This is a genomic window from Comamonas sp. A7-5 (assembly GCF_039581385.1).
Classification (GTDB): domain Bacteria; phylum Pseudomonadota; class Gammaproteobacteria; order Burkholderiales; family Burkholderiaceae_C; genus Comamonas; species Comamonas thiooxydans.
On sequence record NZ_JBCPWO010000006.1, the window covers coordinates 289,513 to 302,509 of the forward strand.

The following is a 12,997-nucleotide window of genomic DNA, read 5'->3' on the forward strand; positions in this document are numbered from 1 at the left end:
GCTAGGGAAAGCACGATCAAGCCGCACATAGAACAAAGCCCGCAAGGCCTGGGCCAGTGCGGGCTTGTGCAGAAGCTGCTCGAAGCGACTTAGACGCGCTTGAAGACCAAGGTACCGTTGGTGCCACCGAAACCGAAGTTGTTCTTCACTGCAACTTCCAGCTTGGCGTCACGCGCCGTGTTGGCGCAATAGTCCAGATCGCACTCGGGATCCTGATTCACCAGATTGATGGTCGGAGGAATCTTCTGGTCGTGCAATGCCAGCACGGTGAACACGCTCTCGATGCCGCCAGCGCCGCCCAGCAGGTGGCCGGTCATGGACTTGGTCGAGCTGACCACCAGCTTGCTGGCATGCTCGCCCATGGCCGCCTTGATGGCGTTGGACTCATTGATATCGCCCAGCGGGGTCGAGGTGCCGTGCGCATTCAGGTAGTTGACCTGATCCTGGTTCACACCGGCGTTGCGCAGAGCATTGAGCATGGCGCGGCGCGGGCCGTCCATGTTGGGAGCCGTCATGTGACCGGCATCGGCACTCATGCCAAAGCCTGCCAGCTCCGCGTAAATCTTGGCGCCACGGGCCTTGGCGTGTTCGTACTCTTCGAGCACCAGCACACCGGCACCTTCGCCGAGGACAAAGCCGTCACGGTCCTTGTCCCAGGGGCGCGAGGCAGCCTTGGGGTCGTCGTTGCGCGTGGACAGCGCACGCATGGCAGCAAAGCCGCCGACACCCAGAGGCGAAACAGTGGCTTCCGTGCCACCGGCCACGACGATGTCTGCATCGCCGTATTCGATCATGCGTCCTGCTTCGCCGATGCAGTGCAGGCCTGTGGTGCAGGCTGTCACTATCGACAGATTCGGCCCCTTGAAGCCGAAGCGCATGGACACATGCCCCGCCACCATATTGATGATGGAAGCAGGCACGAAGAACGGCGTGATGCGGCGCGGACCGCGGGCAGCCAGTTCTGCGTGGGTGTTCTCGATCAGCGGCAGGCCGCCGATGCCCGAGCCGATCACGCAGGCAATGCGCGTGGCCAGGTCTTCGGACAGGGCTTCGCCTGTGGGCAGGCCTGCGTCTCGAATGGCTTGCTCCGCAGCCGCAATGCCGTAATGAATGAAGCTATCCATGGAGCGCGCATCCTTGGCGCTCATGTACTTCTCCACCTCAAATCCCTTGACCTCACCTGCAATCTTGCAGGAGAAGTTCGACGCATCGAACTTGGTGATGAGGTCAATACCGGACTGGCCGGCCAAAAGATTGGCCCAGGCTTCGCCCACCGTGTTACCCACGGGGGAGATGCAGCCCAGACCGGTCACGACAACGCGACGACGGCTCATGCGTTCAAACCTTTAACTGATCGCTGAAAAAAGACCTTAGGCCTTTTGGTGGGTATTGGCGTAGTCGATGGCGTTTTGCACCGTCGTGATCTTCTCTGCGTCTTCGTCAGGGATCTCGATGCCGAATTCATCTTCCAGGGCCATCACCAGTTCCACTGTGTCCAGGGAGTCAGCGCCCAGGTCAGCCACGAAGGCCTTTTCGTTGGTCACTTGGGACTCTTCAACGCCGAGTTGTTCGGCAATGATTTTTTTGACACGTGCTTCGATATCGCTCATGGTTTCCCTCAGGGGGTTGTGAATGAACCCGCGATTCTAGCCGTTTCGGGAGAAGCCCCTTGGCGGCTGGCCGTCGCGAGGAAACGGCCACTGAACTTGCAAAAGTGTTCAGCTTCTGGCAGCAAGTGCGGCAAACACCGCGCAAACTGCCGAAATTTCTTACATGTACATGCCGCCGTTGACGTGCAATTCTTGTCCCGTCACATAGCCAGCACCGGCAGAAGCCAGATAGGCCACGGCATGCGCGATGTCGCTGGGCTGACCCAGATCACCCATGGCGATCTGTGCCTTGAGCGCAGCCTTTTGCGCCTCTGGCAGATCTGCCGTCATGTCCGTGGCGATGAAGCCTGGGGCCACGCAGTTCACGGTGATGCCGCGGCTGCCCAACTCCTTGGCCAGAGCACGGGTCATGCCAGCCACGCCGGCCTTGGCTGCAGCGTAGTTGGCCTGACCGGCATTGCCCGAGGCACCGACCACGCTGGTGATGCTGATAATGCGGCCGAAACGCTGCTTCATCATGGGACGAATAGCCGCACGGCTGACTCGGAAAACAGCCTTCAGATTGGTGTCGGTGACGGCATCCCAATCGTCATCCTTCATGCGCATCGCCAGGGTATCGCGGGTAATACCTGCGTTGTTGACCAGCACATGGAGGCCGCCGTCATTCTTGACGATGGAGTCGATCAGGGCATCCACGGCAGCGCCGTCGGTCACGTTCAGCGTGACACCGCGGCCACCGAAGGCGGACAGAGCCTGGCTGATCTTTTCAGCACCAGCATCCGATGTAGCCGTGCCAATCACTTGATAGCCCTTGGAGGCCAGCTCCTGCGCGATGGCGGCACCAATGCCACGGGTGGCACCGGTGACCAGGGCAACCTGGGGCTTGGTCTGGTTATCAGTCATGCGAGCAATTCTTTCACGTCAGCCAGGGTGGCTGTATCAAACAGGGGAACACCCGTCAGGTCGGCGTCAATACGCTTGACCATGCCGGCCAGCACCTTGCCGGGTCCACATTCCACGATATGGGTCACGCCGCGAGCCTTGATGGCCTGCACGCACTCCACCCAGCGCACCGGACCAAAGGCCTGACGATACAGGGCATCGCGAATCGCATCAGCGTCCGTCTGGACGGTGACGTCGATATTGTTGATGACGGGAATCAGAGGAGTAGCCAGCGTCAGCTCGGCCAGCGCGGCCTTGAGCTTTTCTGCAGCAGGCTTCATCAGGCTGGAGTGGAAAGGTGCGGAGACCGGCAGAGGCAGGGCGCGCTTGGCACCGGCCGCCTTGACCGCTTCACAGGCCTTCTCCACGGCCAACTTGCTGCCGGCGATCACGGTCTGACCGGGATCGTTGAAGTTCACGGCTTCCACCACTTCAACACCGCCCAGCTGGGCCGTCACTTCGGCGCAGACCGCCTTGACCTTTTCCGCATCCAGGGCCAGCACGGCCGCCATGCCACCCGTGCCAACGGGCACGGCATCCTGCATGGCTGCGGCACGCAGACGCACCAGCGGAGCTGCCTGAGCCAGCGTCAGCACGCCGGAAGCGACCAGCGCCGAGTATTCACCCAGGGAGTGACCAGCTACAGCATCTGGCAGTGCACCGCCTTCTGCCTGCCAGACACGCCAGGCCGCAACACCGGCAACCAGCATCACGGGCTGGGTATTGGTGGTCAGCGCCAGAGCTTCCTTGGGGCCTTGCTTGATCAGCAGACCCACATCCTCGCCCAGAGCCTCGGAGGCTTCGGCCACGGTCTGAGCCACGACGGGATGATCCCCCCAGCCATCCAGCATGCCCACGGACTGCGAACCCTGGCCAGGAAATACAAATGCGAATTTCTTCATATTTCTTAGTATAAAAATTGCCTGAAACGCTTATTTATATTGCGTCTACAGCTACATCTTAAGGAGCACCGCACCCCAGGTGAAGCCACCGCCTACCCCTTCGAGCAGCACGGTCTGGCCTTTTTTGACCTGTCCGCTGCGCACGCCGCGATCGAGTGCCAGAGGAATCGAAGCCGCCGAGGTGTTGCCATGCTGATCGACGGTCACCACCACCTTATCCATGGACAGCTTGAGCTTGCGCGCCGTGCTTTGCATGATGCGGATATTGGCCTGGTGCGGGATCAGCCAATCGATGTCGGCATCCGTCAGACCCGCTTTATCCAGCGCGGAGCGAGCCGCCTTGTCCAGCACGCTCACCGCCAGCTTGAAGACAGCCTGACCGTCCATCTTGAGCAAGGGGTCGCCCAGCACATTGCCGCCGGAGACATTGCCCGGCACGCAGAGAATGCCCACATGGCTGCCATCGGCATGCAGCTCGGTAGCCAGAATGCCAGGCTCGTCGGAAGCCTCCAGCACCACGGCGCCTGCGCCATCACCGAACAGCACGCAGGTCGTGCGGTCGTTGAAATCCAGGATACGGCTGAAGACTTCGGAGCCCACCACCAGCACGCGCTTGGCAGCGCCGGTCTGGATCATGGAATCGGCCACCGTCAGGGCATAGACGAAACCGCTGCACACGGCCTGCACATCGAAGGCCGGGCAGCCATTGCTGATGCCCAGCTTGTGCTGCAGGATGGCGGCCGTCGAGGGAAACACCATGTCCGGAGTGGACGTGGCGACAATGATCAGATCAATGTCCGAAGCCTCGATGCCTGCGGCCTCGATGGCCTTGCGGCTGGCCTCAAGAGCCAGGTCGCTGCTGGTCACATCGGGCTCGGCGAAGTGGCGGGCACGAATGCCCGTGCGCTCGACGATCCACTCGTCCGAGGTTTCCAGGCCGCGCTGAGCCAACTCGGCTGCGAGGTCGTTATTGGTCAGGCGGCGGGGCGGCAGGTAACTGCCGGTGCCAATGATGCGTGCGTAGCGTCTCATGTCTTCTATCAGGGCGCCGAAGTTCCAGATTCCGTCTGCGCTGCCAGCAGCAAAGGTGCGGCAGCAGCAATACGGCTGCGGACACGGTCAAGCAGGTTGTTGCGTGCCGCATCATACGCGCGGTTCAAAGCATGCTCGAATGCCATTGCATCAGCCGAGCCATGGCTTTTGAAGACCAGCCCTCGCAGACCCAGCAATGCAGCGCCGTTGTAACGACGGTGATCAACACGCTTCATAAGCGCAGATAGCACCGGATAAGCAATGATGGCAGCCATCTTGGTGAAGATGTTGCGCTTGAACTCTTCCTTGAGAATTCCCGAAATCATCGAGGCAACCCCCTCGGTGGTCTTGAGTGCAACGTTACCAACGAAACCATCGCACACGACAATGTCCACCACACCCTTGAAGGTGTCGTTGCCTTCCACATTTCCGTAGAAGTTGAGATTGCCCGCATCGCCTGCAGCGCGCAGCAACTCGCCGGCGCGCTTGATGACTTCACTGCCCTTGATCAGCTCTTCGCCGATATTGAGCAGACCGACGCTGGGCGCCTCGGTGTTCTTGAGTGCTGACACCAGGGCCGAGCCCATGACCGCAAACTGCAGCAGATGCTCTGCCGTGCAGTCCACATTGGCCCCCAGGTCCAGCATGGTGGTGTCACTGCCCTTGGCGTTGGGCAAACCAAAGGCAATGGCAGGACGGTCAATGCCATCCAGAGTCTTGAGCAGATAGCGCGAGATCGCCATCAGCGCCCCGGTATTGCCGGCGGACACAGCCGCCTGAGCCGCACCATTCTTGACCTGCTGCACGGCCACGCGCATGGACGAGTCCTTTTTCTTGCGCAGAGCTATTTCCACGGGATCATCCATGCTCACCACCTCCGTGGCGGGAACAATGGTCACGCGCTCATGCTTGAAGCCGGCCAACTCCTCGGCCTTGCCGACCAGCAGCAGATGCGCATCGGGGTGTGAATTCAGAAACTGACGGCACGCGGCCAGCGTGACGCGGGGGCCATGATCGCCCCCCATGCAGTCAACAGCCAAATTAATCATGGGCGACTGACAAATCCAATTAGGCTTGGGATGATGAATTGAAGGATCCGAGGACCACAACAGAAGCTATTTGCAAAACCAGCATTGAGATTTTGCAGCCATGCCCGTCATGACAGGCTTTGCAAATATCTCCCATAAAAACAAAAGCCTGTTGCTACAAAAAATGTAGCAACAGGCTTTGCAAATGCAGTCGTCGCTTAGGCTTCGGACTTGTTCTTCAGCACTTGACGGCCACGGTACACGCCGTTGGGGCTGATGTGGTGGCGCAGGTGTGTCTCGCCGGTAGTGGCTTCGACAGCGATGCCAGGCACATTCAGTGCGTTGTGCGAACGGTGCATGCCGCGCTTGGAGGGAGACTTCTTGTTTTGCTGAACAGCCATGATGGCTCCTGTGTATCTTGAAAGGGTTGGTAACACGACTTACACAGCAAGACCGGGCAAAAAACTCTGCCTTTCGACGCACCCACCGAGAGTGAGAGTGCGCCCTTGTCCGTGCAAGTCCTAAAAAAACGCGATCAGCCCATTAAAGACACGAGGGGGTTTCGCGCGAAGCTCACGATTATAGCGCAAACGCTTTTCGCGGCCCAGGCAAAATCAAATCCCCACCGTGCTATGGGATGGATCAGTCGGCAGACTTGCCTACATTGAGAGATTGCAGCACGGCAAAAGGGTTTTCCTTTTGCTCATTGGCCTGCTCGAAGGCGTCATCGCTGACCTCCAGCTTGACGGGGACCGGGCAGACCTCATGGCGAGGCACTACAGGCACTTCCATCAGCAACTCGTCCTCGATCAACTCCAGCAGATTGAACTCGCTGCTCAATGCCAGCACATCCTCATCGCTGTCGTCATCTTCCAGTTCTGCCGTCGCTTCGTCCGGAACGAAGCGAAATGACCGATCCACGTAAAGGGGAATATCGGCCTCAGTCAGGCAGCGCTGACAGGTCAGCGGCAAAGCCACCTCGGCACTCAGATGCAGCCACACATGGCCGCTACCGCCTTTTTGCTCCACCAGCTCGCCTTCGGCTTCCCAGCGCACCAGAGGCTGCTCGCCGGTAATCGCCAGCGCATCGGCCGCCAGACGCTTGAAGTCCGACAATGGTGCCTGACCATGCAAATGACCTTCAGCCTGCGCGAAAGCACGCACGTCCAGCCGGGTCGCAGAAAAATCCTTGCTCATGCAGCCAGTGTAAGAGAATCCCGCAATGCCCGACTTATTGATTGCCGGACGACTTGAGCGTCCATTGATTCTTGGCTCCACCTCGCGCTACCGCCGTGAGCTGCTCAGCCGCCTGCAACTGCCGTTCGAGACGGTGTCTCCCGAAGTGGATGAAACCCCGCTCAGCGACGAAACGCCCCACGATCTGAGTCTGCGTCTGGCCATAGCCAAGGCACAGGCCGTGGCCCAGTTGCACCCCGACGCCATTGTGATCGGCTCCGACCAGGTGCCCGAGCTCGATGGCCAGCCCCTGTCCAAGCCCGGCACCCACGAGCGCGCCACCGAACAGCTGCGCCAGATGAGCGGCCGCCAGATGAATTTCCACACCGGCGTCTGCGTGAGCTGTGCCGAAACCGGCTTCACGGAATCCAGCGTGATCACGGTGCAAGTGCGCTTTCGCGAACTGAACGACCTTGAGATCGAGCGCTATCTGCGCGCCGAGCAGCCCTATGACTGCGCAGGCTCGGCCAAGAGCGAAGGCCTGGGCATCGCCCTGCTGGATGCCATCGTCAGCGACGACCCCACGGCACTGATAGGCCTGCCGCTGATCCGCACCTGCCAGTTGCTGCGTGCCGCAGGAGTGGTTCTGCCATGAGCGAAACATCGAAAAGCAAAGCGGGCACCCTTTATCTTGTACCTGCTCCGCTCGATTTCGGCTGCGAAAGCCAGACCGCATTGACCGAGGTGCTGCCCGAGGGCACGCTACGCCGCGCCGCCTCCCTGACCCACTGGATCAGCGAAAACGCCAAGACGGCCCGCGCCTATCTCAAGCGCATCGATGCCTTGTTTCCGCTGGCCGCTCCGTTGCAGGCCCAGAACATTGTCGAGTTGCCGCGCGAAGCCCATAAAAAAGGCGACCATGGCAACAAGGGCGCGGCCGTCTTCGACCCCAAGCCCCTGCTGGCAGCGGCCCTGGCCGGGCAGGACATGGGTTTGATCAGCGAGGCGGGCATGCCCGCCGTGGCAGACCCCGGCAGCTCCATCGTGCGTGCCGCCCATGACCTGGGCATTCGCGTCGTGCCGCTGACGGGACCGGTGTCGCTGCTGCTGGGCCTGGCAGCCAGCGGCCTCAACGGCCAGAATTTCGCCTTTGTCGGCTATGTGCCTCAGGATGGCTCCGAGCGCACGGCCCGCATCAAGGAGCTGGAGAGCCTGGCCCTGCGTCACGGCCAGACCCAGCAGTTCATCGAGACGCCTTACCGCAATGCCTCCCTCTGGCAGGCATTGCTGCAAACCTTGCAACCGAATACCAGGCTGGCCCTGGCCAGCGGATTGACGCTGGAGACGGCACGCATTGAAAGCCATCTGGTGCGCGAATGGCGCCAGCGCAACGCGCCTCCCGACAACCGTACGCCGGTGGTGTTTGCCATAGGCCGTTGAGCGCCAAGAAACAAAAAAAGCCTGCGGCCAATACCGCAGGCTTTTTTTTGATAGCAACCAGCGCCTATCCAGAAAGGTCCAGCAGCCTTCTGATGCTTGATCAGCGAATGCTTGGCACCAGGCCGCGCATGGCTTTGACCGAGCCCTCGCCGATGGCGGCGCCAAAGCGCTTGGCCAGGCGCTCGGCCACATTATCACGGCGGGTGTAGTCGATGACTTCCTCGGCCTTGACCACCTCACGCGCTACATAATCGAGGCTGCCCAGCTTGTCGGCAAGACCCAGCTCCACGGCTTGCTGGCCGGTCCAGAACAGTCCGCTGAACATCTCGGGGGTTTCATGCAGACGGTCGCCACGGCCGGCCTTGACCACGCCGATGAACTGCTGGTGAATCTGCTCCAGCATCTGCAGCGCAAATTCCTTTTGCTGCGCCGACATGGGGCTGAACGGATCGAGAAAGCCCTTGTTCTCGCCAGCCGTCAGCAGGCGGCGCTCCACGCCCACCTTGTCCATCACACCGGTGAAGCCGAAGCCGTCCATGAGCACGCCGATGCTGCCCACGATGCTGGCCTTGTCGACGAAGATTTCGTCGGCCGCCGCCGCGATGTAGTAGGCCGCCGAGGCGCAGGACTCCTCGACCACTGCATACAGAGGCTTGTTGTACTTGGCCTTGAGACGCGTCATCTCGTCGTTGATGATGCCTGCCTGCACGGGGCTGCCTCCAGGCGAGTTGATCAGCAGCACCACGGCGCGCGAGCCCGAATCTTCAAAGGCGCTGCGCATGGCCGCCACCACGAACTCGGCACTGGCGTCCGCTCCCGAGGCAATCTCGCCCTTGATCTCCACCACCGCGGTATGGGGCGAGGTGCTGGTCTTGGTGGCCGTATCCTTGAAGAACACCGCCCACAGCACCAGCAGCACCACCACGGACCACAGCAGACGGCTGAAAAAGCGCCAACGTCGTGCTGCTCGCTGTTCTTTGATGGAGGCGAACACCAGCTTTTCCAGCACATCGCGCTCCCAGCCCCCGTTCCCGGAGGCCTTGGCCGCAGCGGCGGGCGCCTCAGCGGACGCAGCAGATGCCTTGGACCAGAGGTCCGCGCCCGGCGTCACATGCGACTGGGAATCATGGTTGTCAGGAGTACTCATCTCAAAACTTCAGAGGTTTCAGGTGTGGCCCAGTATGCCAGCGCACCAAGCCGCCGCTTTCGCTCAAGGCGATTTTTACCAACCCACCGCGGCAAGGACCGCCTGCACAGGCGCCGCTGTCAGGTTCGTAGGCAGCTCCGTGGGTAGAACACAACAGCCAGCGACCGGAATCGTCAAAAAACTGACCTTCCTGGTAGTCCATTTCCATGGGGATATGGCTGCAGCGATTCAGATAGGCATGAACCTGCCCCTGGTAGCGGATGGCAAACGCGCGGCTGCTCTGACCGGCATACAGCACATCAAAGCTCACCGCCCGACCGCCGTCGACCAGATCCGCACTGGCGCACAGCTCCACGGCATCTGTCATATCTGGCTTCACGCGTTGGCCAGCAGCCAGGCCCGCAACTGTGCCGCGGAGTCGGCCACGAACAGCGGATTGAACTGGGCGAAGCCGTCGGGTGCATGGGCGCCATAGGAAACCCCCACACAGGCACAGCCGGCGTTCTGCGCCATCTGCAAATCGTGCGTGGTGTCGCCAATCATCAGCGTTCGCTCGGGTTCCACACCGAATTCGGCCATCAGCTCGTGCAGCATCAGCGGACTGGGCTTGCCAGCAGTCTCGTCGGCCGTGCGCGAACCGTCGAACAATCCCTTGAGCTGCGGGTCCTGCAGCGCATGGTTGAGCCCCATGCGGCTCTTGCCCGTGGCCACGCTCAGCCAGTGGCCGCGCTCGCGCAGCTCGGCAAGCAGCGGCAGTATGCCGTCAAACACACAGATATCGTCCTGATGCTTGAAGAAGTGAAAGCGATAGCGATTGGCCAGCTCAGGATATTTTTCGGGCGGCACATCGGGTGCCGCGCGGGCCAGGGCCGGCATCAACGCCATACCGATCACATAGGCAGCCTGCTCGTCGCTGGGCACGGTGCCGCCCACATCACGCACCGCCTCCTGGATGCTGCGACTGATGATGGCGGTGGAGTCCGCCACCGTGCCATCCCAGTCGAATGCAATCAGATCGAAGCGGCGTGGTCGCCGGGCGCTATGGTTTTCAGTAGTCATGAGCCTAATCAGTTCACAAAGTCCGCCAGCTCAGGCGGCAGCTCGGCTCGCAGCTCGACACGCTCGCCGCTGGCGGGATGATTGAACTGTAGCCGCCAGGCGTGCAGAAACATGCGTTTGAGCCCCTGCTTTTGCACACGACGGTTGAGATCAAAATCACCATATTTGTCGTCGCCCACGATGGGATGCCCCTGCGAGGACAGATGCACGCGGATCTGGTGGGTGCGACCTGTCTTGATGGTCACCTCCAGCAGACTCATCGCAGGCAGCCCCTGCAGGGGACGCGGCTCGATCAGCTTTCTGACCTTGACCAGGGTGATGGAACGCATTCCATCCGGGTCATCGGCCGTGGTCACGCGCACGCGGCGCTCGCCGTCCGCCTGTAGATACTTGTGCAGCGGCAGATCGATGACCTTCTTGTTGGCCGGCCAGGCACCTTGCACCAGTGCCAGATAGGTCTTGCCGGTCTCGCGCTCGCGAAACTGGTCCTGCAGATTGATGAGTGCGGAACGCTTTTTGGCCACCAGCAAAATGCCCGAGGTTTCGCGATCCAGCCGGTGCACCAGTTCGAGGAACTTGGCATCGGGACGCGCCTGGCGCAGTTGCTCGATGACGCCAAAGCTCACGCCCGAGCCTCCATGCACGGCCACGCCGGCAGGCTTGGACAGAGCAAGCATGTGTTCGTCATCCAACAGGGCGGGAAAGTCCTTAGCCGGTGCCGGGCGTTCCGCTTTTTCAGCCACTTTGTCGGAAATCCGGACCGGGGGAAGGCGCACCACGTCGCCGGGCTGAACCCGGGTCTCGGCACTCACGCGCCCCTTGTTGATGCGCACCTCACCACTGCGGATGATGCGGTAGACATGGGTCTTGGGCACCCCCTTGAGGTGGCGCATGAGAAAGTTGTCGAGTCGCTGTCCGGCGGAGTCTTCATCGACCTCGATCAGCCGTACCGAGGCCGCGGCCGTATTCTGGGACCGGTCCTGTGCCGGTTTGCCCTCTATAATGTGTTTCACCTGTGCCGAGCTTAGTTGTAAGTGATTGATTCGCATGGAGTTTAGTCCAAACAATCATTTCCCACCGCACAGGCAGGTCGATGCCCGCCAGTTTTGCACACGCAAATTGCAGTCAAGATGAGCTGCAGCAGCCTGTGAGAGCCTGGCAAAGGCTGACGAATTGAAACACTGATACGGAATCTCATACCGTGCAGTTGTCCAGGCAAAAGCAGCCTGCAACTGTCGGTTCTCTCAACGAGCATGTGGATCTTTTGGACATTGCTGATCAACCTCTGGGGCAAGGCACGGCCGGCCCCCGGGACGAGTCATGTCTCGAAGAAACCACCCACCTCCCTAGCACGCGCGTCGGCTTCTTTTGTACCCCGTCTGCATGCGCGTCCTCTCCCGCTCGTCCCCCGGCCTGTACCTCCGCTACTGACTTGAGATCAGGCCAGTAGCGCCGTCCTGTACCGCCCCAGATTCCTCATCCGTTTCAACTCGTTCGTCTGGCATCACGGCTCCTGTTGAGCCTGTCTTTGATTACCAGTCAAAGGTGCGTTGGTCTGTGACCAACGTGCCTCATAAAACGAATAAAGGAAACGCATCATGAAACGGATGCTGATTAACGCGACGCAGTCCGAAGAACGCCGCCTGGCCATTGTGGACGGCCAGAAGCTGCTGGACTACGAGATCGAGATCGAAGGTCGCGAACAACGCAAGGGCAATATCTACAAGGCCGTCGTGACCCGCGTCGAGCCATCTCTAGAAGCCTGCTTTGTGGACTACGGCGAAGACCGCCACGGCTTTCTGCCCTTCAAGGAAATCTCCAAGCAATACTTTGCCGAAGGCGTCTCGCCCAGCCAGGCCCGCATCAACGACGTGATCCGCGAAGGTCAGGAGCTGATCGTCCAGGTCGAGAAGGAAGAGCGCGGCAACAAGGGTGCAGCCCTGACCACCTTCATCTCGCTGGCCGGCCGCTATGTCGTGCTGATGCCCAACAACCCCCGTGGCGGTGGCGTTTCGCGCCGCATCGAGGGCGAGGACCGCGCCGAGCTCAAGGAGGCCATGGACCAGCTCGAGTACCCCAAGGGCATGTCCATCATTGCACGCACTGCCGGCATCGGCCGTTCGGCCCCCGAGCTGCAGTGGGACCTGAACTACCTGCTCAAGCTGTGGAGCGCCATCGACGGCGCCGCCAAGGCCTCCAAGGGCGCCTTCCTGATCTATCAGGAATCCAGCCTGGTGATCCGCGCCATCCGCGACTATTTCAACAATGACATCGGCGACATCCTGATCGACACCGATGACATCTACGAACAGGCCCAGCAGTTCATGGCACATGTGATGCCCGAGCACGCTGCCCGCGTCAAGCGCTACCGCGACGACGCCCCCCTGTTCTCGCGCTTCCAGATCGAGCACCAGATCGAGTCCGCCTATTCGCGCACCGTGACCCTGCCCTCGGGCGGCGCCATCGTGATCGACCACACCGAAGCCCTGGTCTCCGTGGACGTGAACTCGGCCCGCGCCATCAAGGGCGGCGATATCGAGGAAACCGCGACCCGCACCAACCTCGAGGCAGCCGACGAAGTGGCGCGCCAGATGCGCCTGCGCGACCTGGGCGGCCTGATCGTGATCGACTTCATCGACATGGAAGAGGCCAACATGAAGA

Annotated in this window: 15 protein-coding genes; 3 read left to right on the forward strand and 12 right to left on the reverse strand. The window is 60.9% G+C overall.

Features of this window, described 5'->3' with window-relative positions:
• Window positions 1-89: 89 nt before the first annotated feature.
• From fabF to AAIL67_RS13970, 8 genes are all read right to left on the reverse strand, one after another.
• On the reverse strand, window positions 90-1,334 hold the full coding sequence (gene fabF, locus AAIL67_RS13935) for a beta-ketoacyl-ACP synthase II (RefSeq protein WP_034353357.1): 1,245 nt from the start codon (window positions 1,332-1,334) through the stop codon (window positions 90-92).
• Window positions 1,335-1,370: 36 nt separating this feature from the next.
• Window positions 1,371-1,610, reverse strand: a complete 240-nt coding sequence (acpP, locus tag AAIL67_RS13940) for an acyl carrier protein (RefSeq protein ID WP_003058049.1) — start codon at window positions 1,608-1,610, stop codon at window positions 1,371-1,373.
• Between the two features lie 159 nt (window positions 1,611-1,769).
• On the reverse strand, window positions 1,770-2,513 hold the full coding sequence (fabG, locus tag AAIL67_RS13945; RefSeq protein WP_003058052.1) for a 3-oxoacyl-ACP reductase FabG: 744 nt from the start codon (window positions 2,511-2,513) through the stop codon (window positions 1,770-1,772).
• Window positions 2,510-3,454 carry an ACP S-malonyltransferase gene (fabD, locus tag AAIL67_RS13950; protein WP_343484252.1) on the reverse strand — a complete coding sequence of 315 codons (945 nt, stop codon included), beginning with the start codon at window positions 3,452-3,454 and terminating at the stop codon, window positions 2,510-2,512. The genes fabG and fabD overlap by 4 nt, the downstream gene beginning before the upstream one ends.
• Before the next feature lie 51 nt (window positions 3,455-3,505).
• Window positions 3,506-4,486, reverse strand: a complete 981-nt coding sequence (locus AAIL67_RS13955) for a beta-ketoacyl-ACP synthase III (RefSeq protein WP_343484253.1) — start codon at window positions 4,484-4,486, stop codon at window positions 3,506-3,508.
• A gap of 8 nt (window positions 4,487-4,494) precedes the next feature.
• The gene (plsX, locus tag AAIL67_RS13960; RefSeq protein WP_034353347.1) at window positions 4,495-5,535 is read right to left on the reverse strand and encodes a phosphate acyltransferase PlsX; all 1,041 of its coding nucleotides are present in this window, start codon (window positions 5,533-5,535) and stop codon (window positions 4,495-4,497) included.
• 197 nt (window positions 5,536-5,732) lie between these two features.
• Window positions 5,733-5,915, reverse strand: coding sequence for a 50S ribosomal protein L32 (rpmF, locus tag AAIL67_RS13965; RefSeq protein ID WP_003058062.1), 183 nt, complete (start codon window positions 5,913-5,915; stop codon window positions 5,733-5,735).
• 241 nt (window positions 5,916-6,156) lie between these two features.
• A complete protein-coding gene (locus tag AAIL67_RS13970) occupies window positions 6,157-6,711 on the reverse strand; it encodes a YceD family protein (RefSeq protein WP_003064170.1) in 555 nt (184 codons plus the stop codon).
• Window positions 6,712-6,736: 25 nt separating this feature from the next.
• On the opposite strand from AAIL67_RS13970, the gene AAIL67_RS13975 reads away from it, so the two are divergent.
• Together AAIL67_RS13975 and AAIL67_RS13980 are read left to right on the forward strand one after the other, a co-directional pair.
• Window positions 6,737-7,345: a Maf family nucleotide pyrophosphatase gene (locus AAIL67_RS13975; RefSeq protein ID WP_034378679.1), complete on the forward strand. Its 609-nt coding sequence runs from the start codon at window positions 6,737-6,739 to the stop codon at window positions 7,343-7,345.
• On the forward strand, window positions 7,342-8,130 hold the full coding sequence (locus AAIL67_RS13980; protein WP_034378677.1) for an SAM-dependent methyltransferase: 789 nt from the start codon (window positions 7,342-7,344) through the stop codon (window positions 8,128-8,130). The genes AAIL67_RS13975 and AAIL67_RS13980 overlap by 4 nt, the downstream gene beginning before the upstream one ends.
• A gap of 100 nt (window positions 8,131-8,230) precedes the next feature.
• Here the strand turns inward: AAIL67_RS13980 and AAIL67_RS13985 are convergent, their stop codons facing one another.
• The 4 genes from AAIL67_RS13985 to AAIL67_RS14000 are packed head-to-tail and all read right to left on the reverse strand — an operon-like array spanning window position 8,231 to window position 11,349.
• Window positions 8,231-9,277, reverse strand: a complete 1,047-nt coding sequence (locus tag AAIL67_RS13985) for a S49 family peptidase (protein WP_034353335.1) — start codon at window positions 9,275-9,277, stop codon at window positions 8,231-8,233.
• A gap of 1 nt (window position 9,278) precedes the next feature.
• A complete protein-coding gene (locus AAIL67_RS13990) occupies window positions 9,279-9,644 on the reverse strand; it encodes a Rieske 2Fe-2S domain-containing protein (protein ID WP_034353459.1) in 366 nt (121 codons plus the stop codon).
• A gap of 8 nt (window positions 9,645-9,652) precedes the next feature.
• Entirely contained in the window at window positions 9,653-10,336 is a 684-nt protein-coding gene (locus tag AAIL67_RS13995) for an HAD-IA family hydrolase (RefSeq protein ID WP_034378673.1), read from the reverse strand.
• 8 nt (window positions 10,337-10,344) lie between these two features.
• Window positions 10,345-11,349: an RluA family pseudouridine synthase gene (locus AAIL67_RS14000; RefSeq protein ID WP_318010650.1), complete on the reverse strand. Its 1,005-nt coding sequence runs from the start codon at window positions 11,347-11,349 to the stop codon at window positions 10,345-10,347.
• A gap of 585 nt (window positions 11,350-11,934) precedes the next feature.
• Here AAIL67_RS14000 and AAIL67_RS14005 point away from each other — a divergent pair.
• Window positions 11,935-12,997, forward strand: a 1,063-nt coding sequence (locus AAIL67_RS14005) for an Rne/Rng family ribonuclease (protein ID WP_343484254.1), incomplete at its 3' end; no start/stop codon positions are given.

Coding starts and splice junctions, on each gene's coding strand:
- rpmF (WP_003058062.1), bottom strand. CDS start 5,915: ATGGCTGTTCAGCAAAACAAGAAGTCTCCCTCCAAGCGCGGCATGCAC.
- AAIL67_RS13980 (WP_034378677.1), top strand. CDS start 7,342: ATGAGCGAAACATCGAAAAGCAAAGCGGGCACCCTTTATCTTGTACCT.
- AAIL67_RS13970 (WP_003064170.1), bottom strand. CDS start 6,711: ATGAGCAAGGATTTTTCTGCGACCCGGCTGGACGTGCGTGCTTTCGCG.
- AAIL67_RS13955 (WP_343484253.1), bottom strand. CDS start 4,486: ATGAGACGCTACGCACGCATCATTGGCACCGGCAGTTACCTGCCGCCC.
- AAIL67_RS13985 (WP_034353335.1), bottom strand. CDS start 9,277: ATGAGTACTCCTGACAACCATGATTCCCAGTCGCATGTGACGCCGGGC.
- AAIL67_RS13975 (WP_034378679.1), top strand. CDS start 6,737: ATGCCCGACTTATTGATTGCCGGACGACTTGAGCGTCCATTGATTCTT.
- plsX (WP_034353347.1), bottom strand. CDS start 5,535: ATGATTAATTTGGCTGTTGACTGCATGGGGGGCGATCATGGCCCCCGC.
- fabD (WP_343484252.1), bottom strand. CDS start 3,454: ATGAAGAAATTCGCATTTGTATTTCCTGGCCAGGGTTCGCAGTCCGTG.
- acpP (WP_003058049.1), bottom strand. CDS start 1,610: ATGAGCGATATCGAAGCACGTGTCAAAAAAATCATTGCCGAACAACTC.
- AAIL67_RS13995 (WP_034378673.1), bottom strand. CDS start 10,336: ATGACTACTGAAAACCATAGCGCCCGGCGACCACGCCGCTTCGATCTG.
- AAIL67_RS13990 (WP_034353459.1), bottom strand. CDS start 9,644: ATGACAGATGCCGTGGAGCTGTGCGCCAGTGCGGATCTGGTCGACGGC.
- fabF (WP_034353357.1), bottom strand. CDS start 1,334: ATGAGCCGTCGTCGCGTTGTCGTGACCGGTCTGGGCTGCATCTCCCCC.
- fabG (WP_003058052.1), bottom strand. CDS start 2,513: ATGACTGATAACCAGACCAAGCCCCAGGTTGCCCTGGTCACCGGTGCC.